Raw genomic sequence first — 20442 nt, forward strand, 5'->3', positions numbered from 1 at the left:
GCAAGGATGCAATAAAATCCTTTGCAGGTAACGATATTGGTTTCGTTACATTTACGGATAGCCAGCTTATTACGCGGAAGTTGGCGGACACCAGCTGCATATTATGCACCGCGCTGTTATATCTTGAGCCCCCACCCAGCCATAGCGTATCCACAAGACGTGCGTCTGTAGAACTTTCAGGGACTGCCCCGATGTATAGGTTGCCCGAGTAGCAACTGATAACCATAGACGAATGTGTTCAGTGCTCAGTCAGAGTGATAAGTTTCCACTATTAGGTCTAACGGGATGCGGCAGAAAAAGTGTCTCAGAACTGATGCCTAAAGGTCATTCAGCAGTTTGTAGATCTCATTTACAACCTGCAGGGTTGCGTGTTCGATCATCCCTTCATTACGACATAAAACCCAGCCGTGTTCTGCAACGGCTCGCTCGAACGACTGAGTACAAGCGACATGATCTTCCAGCTTATGCACCACCGTACTACTCAACCCGCGCGTTCTGGCCGCAGCCCTTGCCCATGAAATTTCAGGCGCAGTAACAACCCCGACATGCAGGTCCGGCGCTTGCACGTTTCGATCAATGTTTAACTGTAAAATCTCAGCAAATGGAACCATCCGGCGAAACGCGGCATCCGACGGGTACCAGCGATCCATCAAAATGATGCTGTTCGGTGGCTGTTTAGTCAGCACATGTTGGGAAATCCATGCACGGCTATCAGCAAAGCGCGCACAAACTTCCCGCTCTAAAACCATGGAGGGATTTCTGGCCAGCCTGTTCACCAGAGCCATTGTTTCTCTCCTGAAGGGGTCGCTTTTTTTCTCGCAAAGCCGGATTACCTTAATGTTATCTGACCTGAGTACTTTCGTAATGGCTTCCAGTAGCGTGGTTTTACCGACGCCTTTGGGTCCATCCAGAGAAACAAACAGTGGACGGCTCATAGTCGAAATGACGGGTGATGTAGTGTTTGTGTGAAATTCAAATCGGGCAAAAGCATCCTATTTCCTTCTTATTAACCGGTGTCCACTTTCTACGTCCGGTGAAGCTGTCTGGCGCGTCAGCGTGAACTAAATGAAAGGCTCTCATAACAGACACTGATGGACATTGTGGCAATGGCTTTAAGTTACGAGTCTCATTTTCTGATGGTAAATTCATTTAAGGTCAATGCCCATATGTTGCGATCTACACGATGGAGTTTAGGGGATCCGATTAGCAAAAGGAAAACTTCTCTCTGTACGCTTGTTATTTAAGCAGAGAGGCGTTAATGGGCAGCTTTGAGCGAGCAGCGGACGTTTAAAAGTAAAAATTTAAAAAAAAGCTGATTTTTATGTTGTCGCCTGTTAGCCTGGAAAAATGCAGCAACCGGCTCAGTACAATCTCACCCACTCATTATCATCACTTCCAATTTTTAGGTGGGATTACGTTCGCCATTTCCCGCCAGTAAAATGGGCCTTAACGAACAAACCATTGAGGTAAATATGGACTTCGACACAGTGGCAACTTCAGCAAAACCAACCCTGCATCTTTTATGCGGAAAAATTGCATCAGGCAAATCCACATTATCTGCAAAATTAGGTACTTTACCTGGCTCCGTAATTGTTAGTGAGGACAACTGGCTGGCTGCGATCTATGAAAATGAAATGCAATCATTGGCGGATTATATTCATTGTTCTTCAAAGCTCAGAAGGGCTATGAAGCCCCACCTGGTGGCACTACTCAAAGCGGGTTTATCCGTTGTTCTGGACTTTCCGGCAAACACACGGGCACAGCGTGAATGGATGATGAGTATTATTAAGGAGTCAGGTGCTGATAATCGTCTGCATTATTTGAACGTATCTGATGAAGTCTGCAGAGCCCGGTTACACGCCCGTAACGCAGAAGGTACGCACGACTTTGCAGCTACAGATCAACAGTTCAATACCATTACGAGTTATTTCTCAGAACCTACAGTTGACGAAGGGTTTGAAATTATCGAATACCTCTAAATGCATCATCCGCACTTAAGCCACCATTGAGTAGCTTTATTGTGTTCCCAAAATTGATGGCACTGATGATGCCTTAATACAGACAGCCTCCGCTTCTGGCCAAAGTGGACAGCGTTTAACGCTGTCCGGCATGAGTGATGCGAGGTATCTCATAACTAATATCTGGTGATATCTTATAGTTTCCACGCTTCATCATCCAAAGCGACAAGGTAATTTATATCAACAATGCATGTAATGTCCCTTTTATCACCTTGTTTCTAATTACTTCTAAGCCCATCAATTGCCATAGTCGGAAGTATCAATACCGATTTTACGCTGGTTTGAATTCGTTCGATGATTGCTTCTCGAGGGCCATTTATCCATTCATCACTCATATAAAATTTTTCCTGAGACGCTTTCATATGTTCAACATCATCAAATGCCCGAATCAGAAAGTAAGAATCCTCATCATGAATCGAGTTGCCAAATGCAATGATGTCGATACCCGCTCCACGATGGAGAGGAGCACTTATTTCAACCATGATTGTATGGAATTCTCGTCCAGTGCCTGGCTTCAGAATGTACTGCAATAACTCGACTGCTCTCATTAATTTCATTCCCTTGGTTTACGTTAGATACCTGGATTAGCGGTAACTTCCTAGCTATGCACATAATCAAATTGTACTAAATATAACCATCAAAGTTACGCTTAAAAAGATTTTCGTAAACAAGCAATTCTAACATCGTTGTTTTTACAGCTCTTCGCTTGTGGATAAGGCAAAAAACCTACCTCATTTTTTTTCGATTCAAAACCGTAATCTTCTATGCAGAGTTGGGCTTGAGCTGTGCGCCAGATACTGGCTAATGCCACATTCGATCCAAGTAAAGTCGCATAACCACCGACGTACATTACCTGCATTGCAGCTTTAACGACTGGAAGGCGCTGCCACTACGTAAATTCCGCTGGCGAGCATTTTATTCACTACGCAAACCTTAGTCACACCAATTTCAGGCAATAAAAAACCCGCACGAGGCGGGTTTTTTTATTATCAGCGGTGCTTATCTGCTCAGACTATTGTCTTCATCGCTATTGTAAGCGCTGCTGATAATGAGCGCGGCTTACAGCGGAGTAACGTTGCCCGCTGCTGGGCCTTTGGCGCCATTTTCAATGGTGAAGGAAACTTGCTGACCTTCATCAAGAGTTTTGTAGTTGTCGCTCTGGATAGCAGAGAAATGGACGAAAACATCCTTGCTGCCATCGTTAGGAGTGATAAAGCCAAAACCTTTATCAGAGTTAAACCATTTTACTAAACCAGTCATTTTGTTAGACATAGATAATTCCTTAATTGATGAGCCACTTGTAGCGGCGAAAATTGGCCTGAAGTGAAAGATTTACTTATTGGGCACTTAGGAGGAGGCTCTCGAAGAAGGATATCTAGGGATAACACTTGAACTGAGGACTGCTTTATTAAAACTGCTTTCATAAGGTCTGTGTTCCAAACCGATGACGCATTAAGACATAGCGATAATAATTTAGCAACGAATATGTTTATTTATTTTAACCATTTAAAGACCTGGACGGCTGAACGGCCGGTTACGCTTCATCTTTGGCTGCGCTTTGCCGCGCCGATTATCACAAGGTGGTTTGTTATCTGCGTGGTGATGCTACTTATAGCAATAACAAGCAACTATAATCTCACCGGTTAAGTGGCTTGATCTGCTTTGTGAGCACATCAGCTTTTCCACTCCTTTTCGCGGCGGTGAATTTCAGAGGCATACATGATGCGTACTCTTCAGACGGCCTGGTTGCTTACTCTGGCCCTGTTTGTCTGTCCCGCCTCGGCGGCCAACACGATCAGCGATGGCTGGGAATGGCTCAAGCAGGACGTTTCACAAACCTGGCAGGAACCGCAGTATTACGATCTCTATCTGCCTTTCATCAGCTGGCATGCCCGTTTTGCTTACGATAAAGATAAAACCGATAACTACAATGAAACGCCATGGGGCGGCGGGTTGGGCGTCTCGCGCATCAATGAAGACGGTAACTGGAGCGCGCTCTACGCGATGGCGTTTAAAGATTCCCATAACGAATGGCAGCCGATCATTGGTTATGGCTGGGAGAAAGGCTGGTATCTGGATCAATCGCGTGATTTTCGTCTCGGACTTGGGCTAACCGCCGGTATCACCGCGCGCGATGACTTCGCCAATTACGTGCCGCTGCCTATCGTGCTGCCGCTGTTCTCCGCTGGTTATAAACGTTTCAACGTGCAGTTCACCTATATTCCCGGCACTTACAATAACGGTAACGTGCTGTTTGCCTGGGTTCGCTATGCCTTCTGATTCCGCCAACGCGTTGCATAAAGATCGCATCAGCAAAGTGCTCAAGCGCGTAGCGTTAGGCTTGCTGGTTTTGCTGGTGATGTTCCTGGTGATCCGTGGTTATCAATCCGAACAGGGACCGCCGCTGCATCGCTGGCATACGTGGTCGGCGGATGAAATGTCGGTGGATGAGATTGATCGCGCCAGCTTCGCGGATTATCTGACGCGTGAAGCAGCGATTTTCCACGACATGAAGCTCAACGTGACCGACCAGCTCAGTGACGATGAGAAAACGGCGCTCAACCGCTTTAACGCGCAAAGCCCGGTTTATCCGGCGCGATTCGACACCGACTGGAATCGCTCTTATATCCTCGAGCCGGAAGGAAAAGCGAAAGGTGCGGTGGTGCTGCTGCATGGATTAACCGATTCGCCGTACAGCATGCGCTATCTGGCGCAGGCGTATCAGCAGAAGGGTTTTGTGGCGGTAGTGCCGCGGCTGCCGGGACACGGCACGGCGCCCGGTTCGCTCACCAAAGTTGACTGGCAAATGTGGATGGCGGCAACCCGCTTAGCGGTGCGCGAAGCGACACGCCTGGCGGGTAGCAACGTACCTTTGCATCTGGTTGGATACTCGAACGGCGGCGCGCTGGCGGTGAAATACAGCCTCGATACCTTGCAAAATAACGCGCTGCGCAAGCCGCAGCAGCTGGTATTGCTGTCGCCGATGATTGGCGTCACCGCCTATGCGCGGTTTGCTGGCTTAGCCGGCTGGCCCGCTATCATTCCCGGCTTCGCCAAAGCGGCGTGGCTGAGCATCATCCCCGAATACAATCCTTTCAAGTACAACTCGTTCCCGGTGCGCGCGGCGCGGCAATCGTGGCTGCTGACTCAGGCGATGCAGGATCAGCTGCTGCATGTGATTCGCGGCGGCAGCATGCCGGCGTTTCCTCCGGTGCTGACCTTCCAGTCAGTGCTGGATTCCACCGTCAGCACCCGCGCGGTGGTCAATGCGTTCTATCGCTATCTGCCGGATAACGGCAGTGAACTGGTGATGTTCGACGTCAACCAGGCGGCGAACTTGCGCGCGCTGTTCAGGCCCGCGCTCTACTCAGCGGTCAATAATTTGTTGCCGCCTGCGCCGCGCCGCTATGCCTCAACGGTCATCACCAACGCGTCACCGACCACCTATCAAACCGTGGCGCGCATTACAGCGGCAGATCAAACGCAAGAGATCGTGCGTTCGATGCATGAAGCCTGGCCGCAGGATACCTATTCGTTGTCGCACATTGCCGTGCCGTTCCCACTCAGCGACTCGCTGTATGGCCGCGAGCCAACGGAAAAGAATCGTTATGGCATTAGCTTTGGCACCATCTCGCTGCGCGGTGAAACCGCCAGCCTGATCGTTGGGCTGGATACGCTGATGCGCAACACCTCCAATCCGTTTTTCGATTACATGATGTTGCAAATCAAGGGGCGCATTGACTGCAGCAGTCAGAGCAATCTGCCGGCCTGCATCAAAGGGTTATGACTTTTTTCAGCCAGCCGCTGGCGAGGATCACTCTGGAGAGCAGCACCGAAGCGGCAAAGGTCACGGCAATCAGCGTCAGCTTAGTCGCCAGCGAGGTGATGGGAATCAGCACGGTGAGCAGATGGAAAACCGAGTAGTGAAGAATATAGACGCCGGTCATAGTTTTGCTGATGGTCGCCAGAATGGTCTCTTTAACCGCCACATTGCGGCGAAAGCGCACCTGACTGGCGGCGATCACCAGCACCACCACCAGCAGATAGATCTGCGAGCCAGTGAGAATAAAGGCGTTGCGATCGGCTTTGAATAGCGCAAAGAAGAAGTGCTGCTCATAAAACCAGGTAAACAGGTAGATAAAGGGCAGGGCGATTACCGCGCCGCGCGCCACTTTTTTGCGCTCGATCCAGTCATTAATCAGCGGATCGCACAGCAGCTGGCCGGTTAAATAAAACAGCAGCCAGGTCCAGAGCCGATACTGCGGTTCAAGCCGGAACAGCGGGTCGTCCGGATGCAGCACCGCCAGCAAATCGTAGCCATATGAGAACGCCAGCAACGCAAACACCAGCGCAACGAACGCGCGTCGGTGCTGGCTAAGCCAGATCATCAGCGGGTGAAAGCTGTAGATGATAATGAACGAGAAGATGAACCATGGCTGGATCAGGTAGCCGCGCTGATAGGGTTCCCACAGGTAATAGACCGTCATCCAGAACAGAAACACGATCACCAGATTGCGAATCTTGCCTATCTGCCAGTTAACATCCTGCTCGGAACGGGCATCCATTATCCCGGCGACGACAAAAAACAGCGGCGTGGCGATGGTGGAGATAAAGGTCAGAAACGCCAGAATCCAGTGATAATCGTAATCGTAGCGATCCCAGGTGTTGTACACGGTGAAAAATGTCACCGCCGTCATACATCCCAGCGTTTTAATCACGTTGAGGCCGGTCACATTCATGATGCGCTAGCCACCGTTTGGCGATGGAAGCAGGCGTAAATCACCGGCAGCACCAGCAGCGTCAGCACCGTGGCAAAGCCCAGACCAAACATAATCACCACCGCCATGCTCTGGAAGAACACATCGCGCAATAGCGGCGCCAGCCCGAGCACGGTGGTGAAGGCGGTCAGCAGAATAGGGCGCAGACGCGAGGTGGCGGCGTAGATGATCGCGTCAGCCTGCGGCTTTACTAGCTTCTGCTGTTCAATCTCTTCGACCAGCACGATGCCATTGCGAATCAACATACCGCTCAGACTCAGCAGGCCGATTAACGCCATGAAGCCAAACGGAATTCCGGTGATCAAAAAGCCCGGCGTCACGCCAATCAGCGCCAGTGGCACCGTCAGCCAGATAGCGACGGCGTTTTTCAGCGAGCTAAACATCAGCAAGGTGATCACAAACATCACCAGATAACCCAGCGGCAGCGAGGTAAACACGCCTTGCTGCGCTTCACTGGAACTCTCCGCATCGCCGCCCCACTCAATGCTGTAGCCGTGCGGCAGCGAGATTTGCTCAATCAGCGGCTTCACGCGCGCCACAATATCGCCGGACGTATCGTTGCTGAGCGGATTCGGGTCGGCCTGCACGGTGAGTACGCGGCTGCGATCGCGGCGCAGAATCAGCGGATCTTCCCATTGCAACGTAAAACCGCTCACCACGTTGCTGAGCGGGATGTACTGCTGCTGGCTCTGGCTCCACACCAGCACGTTATTGAGATGATTGGCGTCCTGCCGCTCGCTGGCCGGTGGCCGCACGATAACCGGCAGCAGGTCAGCGCCTTCCCGGTACAGCCCAACGCGGCTGCCGGTGAAATTCATCTCCAGCGCGTTATCCACCTCCTGCTTATCGACGCCCAGCTCGCGGCCTAATGCCAGATTGAACTGCGGGCGAATAACTTTGCTGCGGTTTTGCCAGTCGTTGCGCACGCTGTCGGTGGCGGGATCGGCGGTGAGGATGTCGCCGACCTGGCTGGCGATCAGGCGCATTCTGTCGGGATCGGGACCTTTGATACGCACCTCAATTGCGCTACCGCCCGAAGGACCAAACATCACCCGTTTGGTGCTGGCATTGACCTGCGGATACTGGCGCACGATGTAGGCATCAATACGGTGTGACAGCGCCCCGATATTACGCTGATCGTCCATGCGCACCATGATTTGCGCATAGTTGCTGTACTGACGCTGCCCGTTGTAAGTGAGTATAAAGCGCATGCTGCCCTGGCCAATGGTGGTGACGGTAGACACCACGCCTTGCTGCCCGGTAATCGATTTTTCAATGTCGCTGGCCATCTGCTCGGTGGCGTTGATATCGGTGCCGTACGGCAGCCAGAGATCGACAAAGAAGATCGGCGTATTGGCTGAAGGGAAGAAGTTTTGTCGTACCGATCCAAAGCCCCAAATCGCCAGCGCCAGCAGCACCGCCATCAGCGAAAGCGTGAGGGTTTTTTGCCTGAGCAACACCAGCAACATGCGCTGATAAAAGCGATAAAAACCGCCGTCATGAGGTGAAACTTCAGCCGCAGCTTTAGTAGGTTCCTGTGTTTTAAACAGCCACCATTTGATCAGCACCGGCGTGATGGTAAGCGCCGAGAACCAACTTAGCAGCAGGGAAATCAGCAATACCTGAAACAGCGATTTGCAGTACTCGCCGGTGGAATCCTGCGAAAGACCAATCGGCGCAAACGCCAGAATGGCGATTATCGTCGCGCCCAGCAGCGGGAAGGCGGTGCGGCGAATCACAAAGTGGATGGTGTTCATCAGCGGCGAGTTTTGCTGACGCGCGATTAACACACCTTCGACAATCACAATCGCATTATCCACCAGCATGCTCAGCGCAATAATCAGCGCGCCCAGCGAAATGCGCTGCAACTCAATGCCGCACAGATACATGATCAGCAGCGTGCCCAGCACATTGAGCGCCAGCGACAACGTGATGATAATGCCGCTGCGCACACCCATAAAGATCAGCAGCACGCCGACGACAATCGCCAGCGCCATCAGGAAGTTGGTAATAAAGCCATTCACCGAGTGCGCCACTTCGGCGGCCTGATCGTAAAACACGTTGATCTGAATACCCGCCGGTTTTTCTGCCGACATCTGCTGCAGTTTGGCCTCAAGCGCGCGCCCGACATCAATGACATTCACACCAGGAATAAACGAAATTCCCATGGTGACCGCCGGACGTCCGCTGGCGTGGTAAATGCTGGAGGGCGATTCACTCAGCCCGCGCGACAGCGAGGCGATATCGCGCAATCGGGTGGTGGCGCGATCGCCCGGCGGGCTGACCAGCAAGTCGCCCAACTCCTCGATGTTCTGAAACTCGCCGGTTGGATGCAGACGGATCGATTCCGTGCCGGCTTTGATGTCGCCCGCATTGGAGACCACGTTGAGGCGACTTAGCACGCTGGCGAGCTGCGGCAGCGTAATGCCGCGCGCGGCCATCATCGTTAAGGAGACATCGATATTAATTTGCTGCGGGATCACGCCGCCCAGCGCCACTTTGCCCACGCCCGGCACCAGCACCAATTCACGCCGCAGCTGTTCCGCGTATTGCACCAGTTCCGGATTACTGAAGTTGTCGCCAGAAATAGCGAAGAAGAAACCAAACACATCGCCAAAATCATCGTTTACGAACGGCGCGGCCACGCCGGGAGGAAAGAAACGCGCCGCGTCGCCGACTCTGCGCCGCAGTTCATCCCAGATTTGCGGCAACGCGTTGGAGTGGTAACGCGAGTCAATGTTGACGGTAATCTGCGACAGGCCGTTGGAAGAGATGGAGCTGACATTGTCCAGATAGGGCAACTGCTGCAGCGCATTTTCCAGTGGCAAGGTGACTTCTTCTTCCACCTGCTGCGCAGACGCGCCGGGATATTGGGTGACAACCACAGCGGTCTTAATGGTAAAAGCCGGATCTTCGAGACGGCCAATATTGAGCAGAGCAAAAATGCCGCCGACGCCCAGTAACAGAATCGCCAGCCAGACGCGGACCGGATTATCGATAAACTGCCGGGAGATATCCATTACAGCCCTCGCTCACGCGTCCAGATGCGTACCGGTTGCTGAGCATGCAGCTCGTTGACGCCAGCGGCGACCACGCGTTCACCGGCGTGCAGCCCGGCGGTGATCACCACGCCGCGATCGGTCACTTCACCCACGCTGACTTTGCGATCTTCTAACGTCAGCTGATCGCCGCTGCCTTGCACCACCCAAACATGCGGTTCATTGCGCTGGCTGTTATCGGGATTGAACACCGCTTCCACCGGCACCACTAACGATTCGCGATTCACATTGGCGGGCAGATTGGCGAGGTTAATCGTCACCGTGCCACTGACGCCGCCCACCGCCGGGAAATCGGCCGGGCGCGGCATAGTTAAAATAATCTGCCACGTCAGCGAGTTGCTGTTACTGCTGCCGGTGTGCTCTTTGTACTCGGCCTGGAATTCGCGATCCGGCAATGAGTTGATGCGCACCACCGGGCGATAGGTCAGGTTGCGCATATCCAGCGCGGTAAACAGGTTTTCCGGCACACTAAACACCACGTCGAGCAGATCGTTGCGGGTCAAGGTGGCGATGGTTTGTCCGGCGGCGACTACCTGATGATTGCGCACGTTAACCACGGCGGCCACGCCGCTGAACGGCGCGGTTAGCGTCATCTGGCTTAACTCCTCACGGGCAATTTGCAGCGCGGCATTGGCCGCATCGCGGTTGGCGCGCTGCACATCCATGTCTGCCTGCGAAATCGCCTGGCGGCCGGAGAGCGTCTGGAAGCGGGCAAATTGCCGCTGTGCAAGCGTGGCGGCGGTCTGGCGCTCATTAACGCGCTGCTGCGCTTCCCGCGCCGTAAGCCTGGCGATGAGCTGGCCCTGCTCGATGCGGTTGCCCTGGCGAATATCCAGCGATTCAATCTGTCCTGCACGTTTGAACGACAAATCGGTGGAGTCGCCGGATTCAATGCGCGCCGGGAAGATACGTTGTTGAGATTCGCCGGATGCCACAACTTCAACGACTTTCACCATGCGTGGCGGTGGCGTGACTTCCTGTTTTTTTTGATCGCAACCCGTTGTTAAAAATATAACAATGGCAGCCAGCGTAATATAACGAGTCACTGTTTTATCCTCAGCAACAACGAATCCATTGTTGGCAATAATGTGAGTGGATAATTTAATTACCAAGCATAGAGACAACCGCGTAGGTGAATAGTCCTACGGCGGAGCAGGTAACGATCGCAATGACAACATAAAGACTCAGACGGAGCAGGCTATAACCATACATCGTTGCCTCCATTAACCATGACCACAGAAAAACTGCGCCATCGTCTTGAAAGGTGAGAAGTATTAACAGGATGTTTTTGTTATCGATGAGCATAGACGCAGATGTCAAAAAAAGTAAAGCCTAATAGCTTGTAATATTTTTGATGAAATTAACCAGATTTAAATCTAATAAAACTGATTTTCATGGATATTTAATCCGCAATATCGATATAAAATATCAGATTAAAGTAACCTGAATATTGGCTTTAAATTACCCAGCCTTATGAATTATCACACTATATTTTTATTATTATCCGCGATCGGATAAGTCTGGTGAGATAAATTGTTTTCGCCTTACGACTTTTATTGAGAAATGAATGCGTTGAATATCCCTGTGCTACGTTTATAGCGTTCATTTTACAAAAAACTTTCAATTTCGTATAGAAAATAGGGCTGCTCCATTGCCGCTGAGCAGCCATTAACGACATATTTTTCAATCTGAAACGGACCGCTTCTTCAACCGGATAAGTCAGGTCTGATCTTTTCGTTCAATGGCGACTTGTTAAATACGGGATATCACCGCCTTGATTTCCGAAACAGGATTTGAGGAGAAAGCGATGAATACTGCTAAACCGGAAAGTACCTATTATCAACTTTCTGTCGATGAAACGCTGGCCAGTACGCAAAGTTCCACCGAGGGAATCAGTAGTGCTGAAGCGGCGGCGCGCCTAACACAGTACGGGGAAAATGCCCTGCCACAGAAACCCGGCAAGCCGGTTTGGCTGCGTTTTCTCGCTCACTTCAACGATGTGCTGATCTACGTTTTGTTGGCCGCTGCGCTGCTAACTGCCGTCATGGGACACTGGGTTGATACGCTGGTGATTCTCGGCGTGGCGGTGGTGAATGCCCTGATTGGCCACATTCAGGAGAGCAATGCGGAAAAATCCCTGCAAAGTATCCGCAATATGCTCTCCAGCGAAACGGTGGTGATCCGTGCGGGTAATCACGAGACGCTGCCCACCACCGAGTTGGTGCCAGGTGATGTGGTGGTGATCCGCGCCGGCGACCGCATCCCGGCGGATCTGCGCGTCATTGAGGCGCATAACCTGCGTGTCGAAGAAGCGATTCTGACGGGCGAATCCACCGTGGTCGAGAAGGGCACGGACGCGCTCATCGGCGAGCTGCCGCTGGGCGATCGTACCAATCTGCTGTTCTCCGGCACCACCGTCAGTTCGGGCGGCGGTAAAGGGCTGGTGGTCGCTACCGGTGGCGCCACGGAACTTGGGCACATCAACCAGATGATGTCCGATATCGAAAAGCACCGCACGCCGCTGCTGGTGCAGATGGATAAACTTGGTAAAGCCATTTTCCTGATCATCCTGGCGATGATGGCCGCGCTGTTTGTCTTTAGTTTGCTGTTCCGCGATATGCCGGTTTCAGAGCTGATGCTGTCTCTGATTAGCCTTGCGGTGGCATCGGTTCCCGAAGGATTACCGGCGATTATCTCGATCATTCTGTCGCTTGGCGTGCAAACCATGGCGAAGCAGCAGGCGATCATCCGCAAGCTGCCTACCGTGGAAACGCTGGGCGCGATGACGGTGATCTGCTCAGATAAAACCGGCACGCTGACCATGAATGAAATGACGGTGAAAGCGATTATCACCGCCGATCAGATTTACCGCGTTGATGGCGTGAGCTATGAACCGGTAGGCGCCATCCATAAAGCCGATGACGCTGTGCCGGTGAAAGTGGCGCAAGGCTCGATCCTCGAGCGCTATCTGCGCACCATCGATCTGTGTAACGACAGCCAGCTGATTAAAGACGAAAACGGACTGTGGAAAATCACCGGCGGCCCGACGGAAGGCGCGCTTAAAGTGCTAGCCGCCAAAGGACATCTGCCTTCAGTCACCACCGAGCTGCGCAATAAAATCCCCTTTGATTCGCAATACAAATACATGTCGACGCACTACCTGATCGGCGATGAAGAGTGCGTGCTGCTGACTGGCGCGCCGGACGTGCTGTTCAGACATTGTCAGCAGCAGCAAACGGAAGCCGGATTGCAGCCAATCGATCTGCCGTGGTGGGAAGCCAAAATTGAGGAGTATGCGCGCGAAGGATTACGCATGGTGGCGGCGGCCTGGAAACCGGCCACGCCAGGACAAACTGAGCTGACGCATCAGGATCTGCATCAGGGCATGATTCTGCTGGGCATCGCCGGGATGATGGATCCCCCGCGACCGGAAGCCATCACCGCGATTGGCGACTGCCTGCAAGCCGGCATTCGCGTGAAAATGATCACCGGCGACCACCCGCAAACTGCGATGAGTATTGGGCAGATGCTGGGAATCGGTAACGCCAGCACCGCCATCACCGGACGCGAGCTGGAAGTGATGGATGATCATCAATTGAGCGAAGCAGCGCAGGCGTACGACATCTTTGCCCGTACCAGCCCGGAAGATAAATTCCGTCTGGTGCAGGCGCTGCAGAGCAAAAAAGAGGTGGTCGGGATGACCGGCGATGGCGTGAACGATGCGCCCGCACTGAAGCAGGCGGATGTCGGCATCGCCATGGGGATTAAAGGCACCGAAGTGACCAAAGAAGCCGCCGATATGGTGCTGACGGACGATAACTTCGCCACCATCGCCAGCGCGGTGCGGGAAGGGCGGCGCGTCTATGACAACCTGAAAAAGACCATTTTGTTCATCATGCCGACCAACCTCGCGCAGGGCTTGCTGATCATCATTGCCTTGCTGGCGGGTAACTTAATTCCGCTGACGCCGGTGTTGATTCTGTGGATGAACATGGCGACTTCCGCCACGCTCTCTTTCGGCCTGGCGTTTGAAGCGGGTGAGCAAAATATCATGCGTCGTCCGCCGCGCGATCCCAAGCTACATGTGATGGATGGTTTCGCCATCTGGCGCGTGATTTTTGTCGGTTCGATGATCGCCATCAGCGCCTTCGTACTGGAAGCCTGGCTGCAACCGCGCGGCTATTCACCGGAATTTATTCGTACCGTGTTATTACAAACGCTGGTAACGGCGCAGTGGTTTTATATGCTGAACTGTCGTGTTTCCGACGGCTTCTCATTGAGCAAAGGTTTGCTGATGAATAAAGGCATCTGGATCGTCAGCGGCGTGCTGTTAGTTCTGCAATTGCTGATTATCTACGCGCCCTTTATGCAGCTGCTGTTTGGTACCACCGCGCTACCGTTACGTTACTGGATTATTACCTTGATCATTGGCTTCGTGATGTTTTTAATTGTCGAAATCGAAAAGCCATTAACGCGGAGATTCAGAATCAATTAATAGCGCGTGACATTCAGGCCGCTTCTCTTACGGCCTGAATGTTTTTCGTCACTTGACCTCAAACAAGGCCCAGCGCACAGGTTTTTCTCTATAATACATTTTGTATAGGATGAAGGATCTTAATAATGGGACTGAACGAGTTTCCTTTATGGTCAAGGCTTTTGCGCGTACTGATAATTCTCGCCTCGTTGACCATAATTCTCACCGGTATCTATCTGGCATCGGCATTAATTAATCAGGTGATGCTGTCACTGTTTCTGGCGATTATGCTCGATCCGTTAATCAGTCGGCTCGAAAGAAAACGCGTGCCGCGTCTGCTGTCATCGCTGCTGGTGATTGTGCTGCTGTTATTGGTGATTGTGTTCACCATCATCAAACTCACCGTATTAACCCCCGATTTAATCCAGCTGAGCCGTCAGGCACCGCAGTTACTGGCCGAACGCTTCGAGCCGGTGACGCAGACGTTTAGTCATTTGGGCCTGGTTTTAACGCCTAACGACATGCTGGCGTTTGTTGATGCGGGTGCGGTGGTGCGCTTTGTCACGGGTTTTCTCACGCAAATACCCAGCATTCTTTCCTGGTGGCTGATGGTATTTCTGATGCTGTTTTTCATGCTGTATGAGATGAGAAATTTAAAAATCCTGTTGCGTAAACTGGCCGAAGGGAAATATCAGCGCTACTACGTGGCGCTTGAAGAGGGTGTGCAAAGCGTTATCGTTTATGCTCAGGTTAAAACCCTGACCAGTATTGTCGGCGGCATTATTGTCTGGGCGGGTGCTCATCTTCTTGGCCTGAAGTTCGCCTTTTTCTGGGGTGTGTTGATGTTTGTCTTCAACTATATTCCGGTGCTGGGTTCATTTATGGCGGCCATCCCGCCAGTGCTGCAAAGTTATATGCTGTACGATATCCAAACCGCATTGGTGGTCGCACTGTTCTTCGTGGCGTTGAATTTAATTCTGAGTTCAGTCATTGAGCCGTTGTTATTGGGCAAACGATTGAATATGGCACTTACCACACAACTGCTGGCGTTTCTTATCTGGCAATCCTTGTTGGGCATCATCGGTGCGATTCTGGCAATTCCGCTGACGTTTATGTTGAAAAAGATATTACTGGCGAGCGCTGGGAACGAAAAGCAGGGAGAACATTTTCCAAAAAGGTCGCCATAAATGCCGTTATGCTTGTTTTTTTCAATGGCGAATACGCTGGCCGGGGCCGCCTTTGGTCCGGCGGTCCTCGCGCCGCTTACGCGGTACCTTCATTTCGCTCGTCAGCCTGACGGACCGGCGGAGACGGGACTTCCTTGTCCCGACTCCGCCTTTCGCCCGCGTCCTGCGTGCTCTCCTGGCTTCCTCGCTACATTCAGCGCTGCGGATTGCCTGCCTAAAAGCGGCCCCGGCCTGCTTCTTAGCTTCCATGCGTGGTTTTGAAAACGGCTCAATTTCCAGATGCGTCAGTGCCCACACGGATAATACGGACTCAAGGCAAAATTTCACGCTCAAGACTTTCTACCCCGATAAAAGGTTTGATACAGCACCGGCAACACCAGCAGCGTTAGCACCGTGGCGAATCCCAAACCGAAAATGATCACCACCGCCATGCTCTGGAAAAACACATCGCGCAGCAGCGGTAGCAGGCCGAGCACGGTGGTAAAGGCGGTGAGCAGAATCGGGCGCAGGCGCGACGTTGCGGCGTCGAGAATCGCTTGCTGTAACGGCTGATGCCGCGCCAGCCGGTGCGTTTCCTCAACCAGCACGATACCGTTACGAATTAACATGCCTGACAAACTCAGCAAACCAATCAACGCCATAAAGCCAAATGGAATGCCGGTGAGCAGGAAGCCGCAGGTGACGCCAATCAGCGCCAGCGGCACGGTAATCCAGATCGCCAGCGCATCGCGCAGCGAGTTAAACATCAGCACGGTAATCACAAACATCGCGAGGAAACCTAACGGCAGCGAGCCAAGCAGGCCGCTTTGGGCATCGCGTGAACTCTCCAACTCACCGCCCCATTCCAGATGATAGCCGGCGGGCAACTTCAGCTGCTCGATGGCTGGCTGCACGCGCGCCACAATCTCTGCGGCGGTGCGGCCGCTAGCGGGATCGGGATCGGTTTGCACCGTCAAGACGCGCATGCGGTCACGGCGCATTATCAGCGGATCTTCCCATTCCAGCTGGAAATCGCTCACCAGATTGGCCAGCGGCACATAGCGCTGCTGCGCCTGACTCCAAACCTGAATATTGCCAAGATGGTCGATATTCTGCCGCTCCAGCTCGGAGGTCTGCAGCATGATCGGCATCAGCCGCGAGCCTTCGCGCAGCAAGCCGACGCTATCACCGCTGAAGTTGATACGCAGCGCGCGGTCGATATCGCGCTTGTCCACGCCCAGCTCCTGACCGCGCAGCGGCGAATACTGCGGACGAATCACTTTACTGCGCGCCTGCCAGTCATTACGCGGCGGAAACGCGCTGCCCTCGGCGAGGAAAATGTCGTCAATCTGGCTGGCAATCTGCCGCAGCGTAATGGGATCGGGGCCGGTAATCCGCAGCGCAATGGCGCTGTCGCTGGCACTGCCAAAATTGATGCGTTTGATGCGCTCCGTCACCTGTGGGAAGTGCTCGCCGATGTGCTGCTCGGTGTGCTGCGCCAGCATTTCCAGCTGCCTGGCGTCCTGCACGCGCACCATAATCTGCGCGTAATTACTGTACTGACGCGTTGCATCGTAGGTCAGCGTAAAGCGCATCGCGCCCTGACCAATGGTGGTCACGGTACTGCTGACGCCCGGCTGCTGGTTAATCCAGCCTTCAACCTCGCGCGCGGTTTGTGCGGTGTAATGGATGTCGGTGCCATACGGCAGCCACAGATCGGTGAAGAAAATCGGCGTATTGGAGGCGGGGAAGAAGTTCTGCTTCACGTAGCCGAAGCCATAGATCGAGGCGGCCAGGCACGCGGCCATCAGCACTAAAGTAGTGATGCGGAAGCGCAGCAGCGTGGTGAGTACGCGGCGATACAGGCGAAACACCACGCCTTGATACGGCTGTGCGTCTTGCTTGCTGATCGCCTGGCGACCATCCATCCACTGCACGAACACCGGCGTCAGCGTCAGCGCGGTAATCCAGCTGAGCAGCAGAGAAATCAGCAGCACCTGGAACAGCGATTTACAGTATTCGCCGGTGGAATCCTGCGATAAACCAATTGGCGCGAAGGCGATGATGGCGATCACCGTGGCGCCGAGCAGCGGCAGCGCGCTGCGTTTCACCATCTGCATCATCGCCTGTTGCAACGGCTTGCCGCGCTGGCGATCGACCTTGATGCCTTCCACCACCACGATGGTGTTATCCACCAGCATGCTGAGAGAGATAATCAGCGCACCCAGCGACACGCGCTGTAGCTCAAGCTTAAACAGATACATGATCAGCAGCGTGCCCAGCACATTAAGCGCCAGCGAGGCGGCGATCACCATACCGCTGCGGACGCCCATAAACAGCAGCAGCGTGCCCACCACAAACGCCAGCGCCATCAGAAAGTTATTGATGAAACCATCCACCGACTGCTTCACTTCCTGCGCCTGGTTATAAAACACGTTCAGATCGATGCCGAGCGGTTTGGCCTGCTGATGCTGCTGAATTTTGGCGCTTAACGCATCGCCGACATCAATCACGTTGACGCCAGGCGCAAAGGAGACGCCCATCGCCAGCGCGGCGTTGCCGTTGGCGTGATAGAGATTGCCCGGCCGTTCGGTAACGCCGTAGCTGAGCGTGGCGATATCGCGCAGCAACACTTGCTGGCTGCTGCCGGGCGCAGAGATTGGCAGCGCACCGATCTCATCCAGTGAGTGAAACTCGCCGGTCGGATGGAAACGAATCGCTTCATTGCCGAGGCGAATCTGGCCCGCATCGGAGACGGCATTGACGCTGTTGAGCAAAGCGGCCACGCGCTGTGGCGTCACGCCCAGCGCCGCCATCTTCTGGCTGGAGAGCGTGATATTCACCTGCTCCTGTTCATTACCGGCAATCGCCACTTTCGCCACGCCAGGTACCAAATTCAGCTCACGCCGCAATTGATCGGCGTAGGTGCGCAGCTCGCTGTTGGTGAAGTTCTCGCCGGAAAGGGTAAAGAAGTAGCCGTAGACATCGCCAAAGTCGTCATTTACCAGCGGCGCGCTGACGCCGGGTGGAAACTGGCGCGTGGCATCGTCAACGCGGCGACGCAATTCATCCCACACCTGCGGCAAGTCGTCGGCGCGATAGTGGCTGTGAATCGTAACGGTGATCTGCGACAAACCGTTGCTGGAGATCGAACTGACGTTGTCGAGCGATGGCAAGCGCTGCAAGGCGTTCTCCAGCGGCAGCGTGACTTCCTCTTCCACCTGCTGCGCCGACGCGCCAGGATAGTGCGTCACAATCACCGCCGATTTAATGGTGAAAAGCGGATCCTCCAGGCGGCCAATGTTGAGCAGCGCAAAAATGCCGCCCACGCCCAGCAGCAGGATCACCAGCCAGCTGCGAATCGGGTATTTGAGAAACGGTTCCAGCAGGCGCATCACAGACCTCGCTCGCGTGTCCACAGGCGCACCGCCTGACCATCACGCAGATCGCTGACGCCCGCGACCACAATGCGATCGCCCACTTGCAGGCCGGAGAGAATTTCGATGCCCTGCGCATTGAGTTTTCCCACCACCACCGGCTGCTGCTGAACGTTAACCACATCACCTTCACCGCTGATCAGCCACACGTAAGGCTGATTCGGCAGGCTGTGATCCGGGTTAAACACCGCGTTGGCCGGCACGCGCAGCAGCGGCGTGCCGTCGGAAGTGGGCAGGTTATGCATCTGCACTTTCACTGTGCCGCTCAGTCCGCTGACCTGCGGTAAATCCGTCGGACGCGGCATCGTCAGCACTACTTGCCAGGTTAGCGTGGCAGCATCAGCTTCTGCGCGATGCTCTTTATATGCCGCGCGAAACGTGCGGCCCGGCAGCGCATTCAGGCTGATCTCTGGCTGATAACTCACGTTTTGCACGTCAAGGCTGGTGAACAGGTTTTCCGGCACGCTAAAAATCACATCCAGCACATCGTTGCAGCTGATCACCGCCACCGTTTGTCCGGCGGTGACCACCTGATGATTTTGTGAGGCCACGCTGGTGACGATGCCGTCAAACGGTGCGCGCAAGGTGTGATAATCCAGCTCCTGTTTGGCGATGTTGAGCGCCACGGCGGCTGAGTCGCGATTGGCCTTTTGCACATCCATATCTGCCTGCGAAACCGCACTGCGCGTGGCCAGCGCACTGAAGCGCTGATACTGACGATCCGCCTGCTGGAATCTGTTCTGCTGATCGTTGACGCGCAGCTGCGCATCGGTATCGATCAGCCGACCAATCACCTCGCCAGCCTTCACATGGCTGCCTTCACGCACCTGCAACTGCGCCAGCCGCCCGGTACGCTTAAACGCCAATTCGGTGTAATCGCCCGCCGAAATACGCGCTGGAAATACCCTGACTTTCTCTGTGGTATTTTCCGTCAGTGTTAGCGCTTTAATTACGCGAGGTGCGCTGAGTTCATCACCGCTTTTATTGTCACAACCGATCAAAACCAAACAAATTACAAGTGCACCCAGCACTGGCCAATTATTCATGCCCCTGCCTCAATAAGAAAGAAAGGGCGGGAATATGCCATTGCCTGAAAGAGAGAATAATGACCCTCCGCAAAGTAAGGGTCATTAGGTGGAAACAATTATGTGCGTTTAAGGTTGGTTTAATTTAGCGATGTCTGGCGAAATCAATTATGCCACCATGCGCGAAACCACATGATAAGAGAGTAAGCCGATGGCGGTAGCTGATGATACTGCAATGATAATAAAGGAAATGATCATCGGTATTGTCAGGTTGTGTAATTTATTCATAATAATTCCCCCTATGATTAATACATTTCGAGATGAAACTAAAATTAATATGCGTCATTTGCCTTTCTATTTGCGTTTAAATAATAACATTACGCAATCAGTGCTATCACTATTAGCATCACACTTCTGAATCGGTAAAAACATGACCACGGTCAGTATGCTTCGGGAAAATATAATTAAAATGTGGTTTTTATTTT

General features: G+C 53.2%; 13 protein-coding genes. 5 read left to right on the top strand and 8 right to left on the bottom strand.

Annotated elements, in window-relative coordinates; translation table 11 throughout:
• Positions 1-317: 317 nt before the first annotated feature.
• On the bottom strand, positions 318-935 hold the full coding sequence (locus tag PZBJ_RS03670; RefSeq protein ID WP_101761244.1) for a dTMP kinase: 618 nt from the start codon (positions 933-935) through the stop codon (positions 318-320).
• 537 nt (positions 936-1472) lie between these two features.
• On the opposite strand from PZBJ_RS03670, the gene PZBJ_RS03675 reads away from it, so the two are divergent.
• Positions 1473-1979, top strand: a complete 507-nt coding sequence (locus PZBJ_RS03675; RefSeq protein WP_101761245.1) for a P-loop nucleotide/nucleoside kinase family protein — start codon at positions 1473-1475, stop codon at positions 1977-1979.
• Positions 1980-2236: 257 nt separating this feature from the next.
• Here the strand turns inward: PZBJ_RS03675 and PZBJ_RS03680 are convergent, their stop codons facing one another.
• Together PZBJ_RS03680 and cspE are read right to left on the bottom strand one after the other, a co-directional pair.
• Positions 2237-2566, bottom strand: a complete 330-nt coding sequence (locus PZBJ_RS03680) for an NIPSNAP family protein (protein ID WP_101761246.1) — start codon at positions 2564-2566, stop codon at positions 2237-2239.
• Between the two features lie 511 nt (positions 2567-3077).
• Positions 3078-3290 carry a transcription antiterminator/RNA stability regulator CspE gene (cspE, locus tag PZBJ_RS03685; protein ID WP_007885867.1) on the bottom strand — a complete coding sequence of 71 codons (213 nt, stop codon included), beginning with the start codon at positions 3288-3290 and terminating at the stop codon, positions 3078-3080.
• Between the two features lie 450 nt (positions 3291-3740).
• On the opposite strand from cspE, the gene pagP reads away from it, so the two are divergent.
• Positions 3741-4298, top strand: coding sequence for a lipid IV(A) palmitoyltransferase PagP (gene pagP, locus PZBJ_RS03690; protein WP_420818496.1), 558 nt, complete (start codon positions 3741-3743; stop codon positions 4296-4298).
• Complete coding sequence (locus tag PZBJ_RS03695) at positions 4288-5805, top strand: alpha/beta hydrolase (RefSeq protein WP_101761248.1); 1518 nt, start codon at positions 4288-4290, stop codon at positions 5803-5805. The genes pagP and PZBJ_RS03695 overlap by 11 nt, the downstream gene beginning before the upstream one ends.
• Here the strand turns inward: PZBJ_RS03695 and PZBJ_RS03700 are convergent.
• Genes PZBJ_RS03700 through PZBJ_RS03710 form a run of 3 tightly spaced genes read right to left on the bottom strand, consistent with a single transcriptional unit; the run spans position 5792 to position 10811 of the window.
• Positions 5792-6757: an acyltransferase gene (locus tag PZBJ_RS03700; RefSeq protein WP_101761249.1), complete on the bottom strand. Its 966-nt coding sequence runs from the start codon at positions 6755-6757 to the stop codon at positions 5792-5794. The genes PZBJ_RS03695 and PZBJ_RS03700 overlap by 14 nt on opposite strands.
• Complete coding sequence (locus tag PZBJ_RS03705; RefSeq protein ID WP_101761250.1) at positions 6754-9816, bottom strand: efflux RND transporter permease subunit; 3063 nt, start codon at positions 9814-9816, stop codon at positions 6754-6756. Before PZBJ_RS03705 ends, PZBJ_RS03700 begins: the two co-directional genes overlap by 4 nt.
• Complete coding sequence (locus PZBJ_RS03710; protein WP_245250666.1) at positions 9816-10811, bottom strand: efflux RND transporter periplasmic adaptor subunit; 996 nt, start codon at positions 10809-10811, stop codon at positions 9816-9818. The genes PZBJ_RS03705 and PZBJ_RS03710 overlap by 1 nt, the downstream gene beginning before the upstream one ends.
• Before the next feature lie 851 nt (positions 10812-11662).
• Here PZBJ_RS03710 and PZBJ_RS03720 point away from each other — a divergent pair.
• Both PZBJ_RS03720 and PZBJ_RS03725 read left to right on the top strand, forming a co-directional pair.
• Positions 11663-14350: a cation-transporting P-type ATPase gene (locus tag PZBJ_RS03720; RefSeq protein WP_101761253.1), complete on the top strand. Its 2688-nt coding sequence runs from the start codon at positions 11663-11665 to the stop codon at positions 14348-14350.
• Between the two features lie 125 nt (positions 14351-14475).
• Positions 14476-15516: an AI-2E family transporter gene (locus tag PZBJ_RS03725; protein WP_101761254.1), complete on the top strand. Its 1041-nt coding sequence runs from the start codon at positions 14476-14478 to the stop codon at positions 15514-15516.
• A gap of 329 nt (positions 15517-15845) precedes the next feature.
• Here the strand turns inward: PZBJ_RS03725 and PZBJ_RS03735 are convergent, their stop codons facing one another.
• Complete coding sequence (locus PZBJ_RS03735; protein WP_101761256.1) at positions 15846-18890, bottom strand: efflux RND transporter permease subunit; 3045 nt, start codon at positions 18888-18890, stop codon at positions 15846-15848.
• Complete coding sequence (locus tag PZBJ_RS03740) at positions 18890-19978, bottom strand: efflux RND transporter periplasmic adaptor subunit (protein ID WP_101761257.1); 1089 nt, start codon at positions 19976-19978, stop codon at positions 18890-18892. The genes PZBJ_RS03735 and PZBJ_RS03740 overlap by 1 nt, the downstream gene beginning before the upstream one ends.
• Between the last annotated feature and the right edge of the window lie 464 nt (positions 19979-20442).

Source organism: Pantoea endophytica, from assembly GCF_002858935.1.
Classification (GTDB): domain Bacteria; phylum Pseudomonadota; class Gammaproteobacteria; order Enterobacterales; family Enterobacteriaceae; genus Pantoea; species Pantoea leporis.

Excerpts from the sequence above, each read along its gene's own strand:
- PZBJ_RS03675 (WP_101761245.1), top strand. The coding sequence starts at position 1,473 with ATGGACTTCGACACAGTGGCAACTTCAGCAAAACCAACCCTGCATCTT.
- PZBJ_RS03740 (WP_101761257.1), bottom strand. The coding sequence starts at position 19,978 with ATGAATAATTGGCCAGTGCTGGGTGCACTTGTAATTTGTTTGGTTTTG.
- PZBJ_RS03735 (WP_101761256.1), bottom strand. The coding sequence starts at position 18,890 with ATGCGCCTGCTGGAACCGTTTCTCAAATACCCGATTCGCAGCTGGCTG.
- PZBJ_RS03680 (WP_101761246.1), bottom strand. The coding sequence starts at position 2,566 with ATGAGAGCAGTCGAGTTATTGCAGTACATTCTGAAGCCAGGCACTGGA.
- PZBJ_RS03720 (WP_101761253.1), top strand. The coding sequence starts at position 11,663 with ATGAATACTGCTAAACCGGAAAGTACCTATTATCAACTTTCTGTCGAT.
- cspE (WP_007885867.1), bottom strand. The coding sequence starts at position 3,290 with ATGTCTAACAAAATGACTGGTTTAGTAAAATGGTTTAACTCTGATAAA.
- PZBJ_RS03705 (WP_101761250.1), bottom strand. The coding sequence starts at position 9,816 with ATGGATATCTCCCGGCAGTTTATCGATAATCCGGTCCGCGTCTGGCTG.
- PZBJ_RS03695 (WP_101761248.1), top strand. The coding sequence starts at position 4,288 with ATGCCTTCTGATTCCGCCAACGCGTTGCATAAAGATCGCATCAGCAAA.
- pagP (WP_420818496.1), top strand. The coding sequence starts at position 3,741 with ATGCGTACTCTTCAGACGGCCTGGTTGCTTACTCTGGCCCTGTTTGTC.
- PZBJ_RS03710 (WP_245250666.1), bottom strand. The coding sequence starts at position 10,811 with ATGGTGAAAGTCGTTGAAGTTGTGGCATCCGGCGAATCTCAACAACGT.
- PZBJ_RS03670 (WP_101761244.1), bottom strand. The coding sequence starts at position 935 with ATGAGCCGTCCACTGTTTGTTTCTCTGGATGGACCCAAAGGCGTCGGT.
- PZBJ_RS03700 (WP_101761249.1), bottom strand. The coding sequence starts at position 6,757 with ATGAATGTGACCGGCCTCAACGTGATTAAAACGCTGGGATGTATGACG.
- PZBJ_RS03725 (WP_101761254.1), top strand. The coding sequence starts at position 14,476 with ATGGGACTGAACGAGTTTCCTTTATGGTCAAGGCTTTTGCGCGTACTG.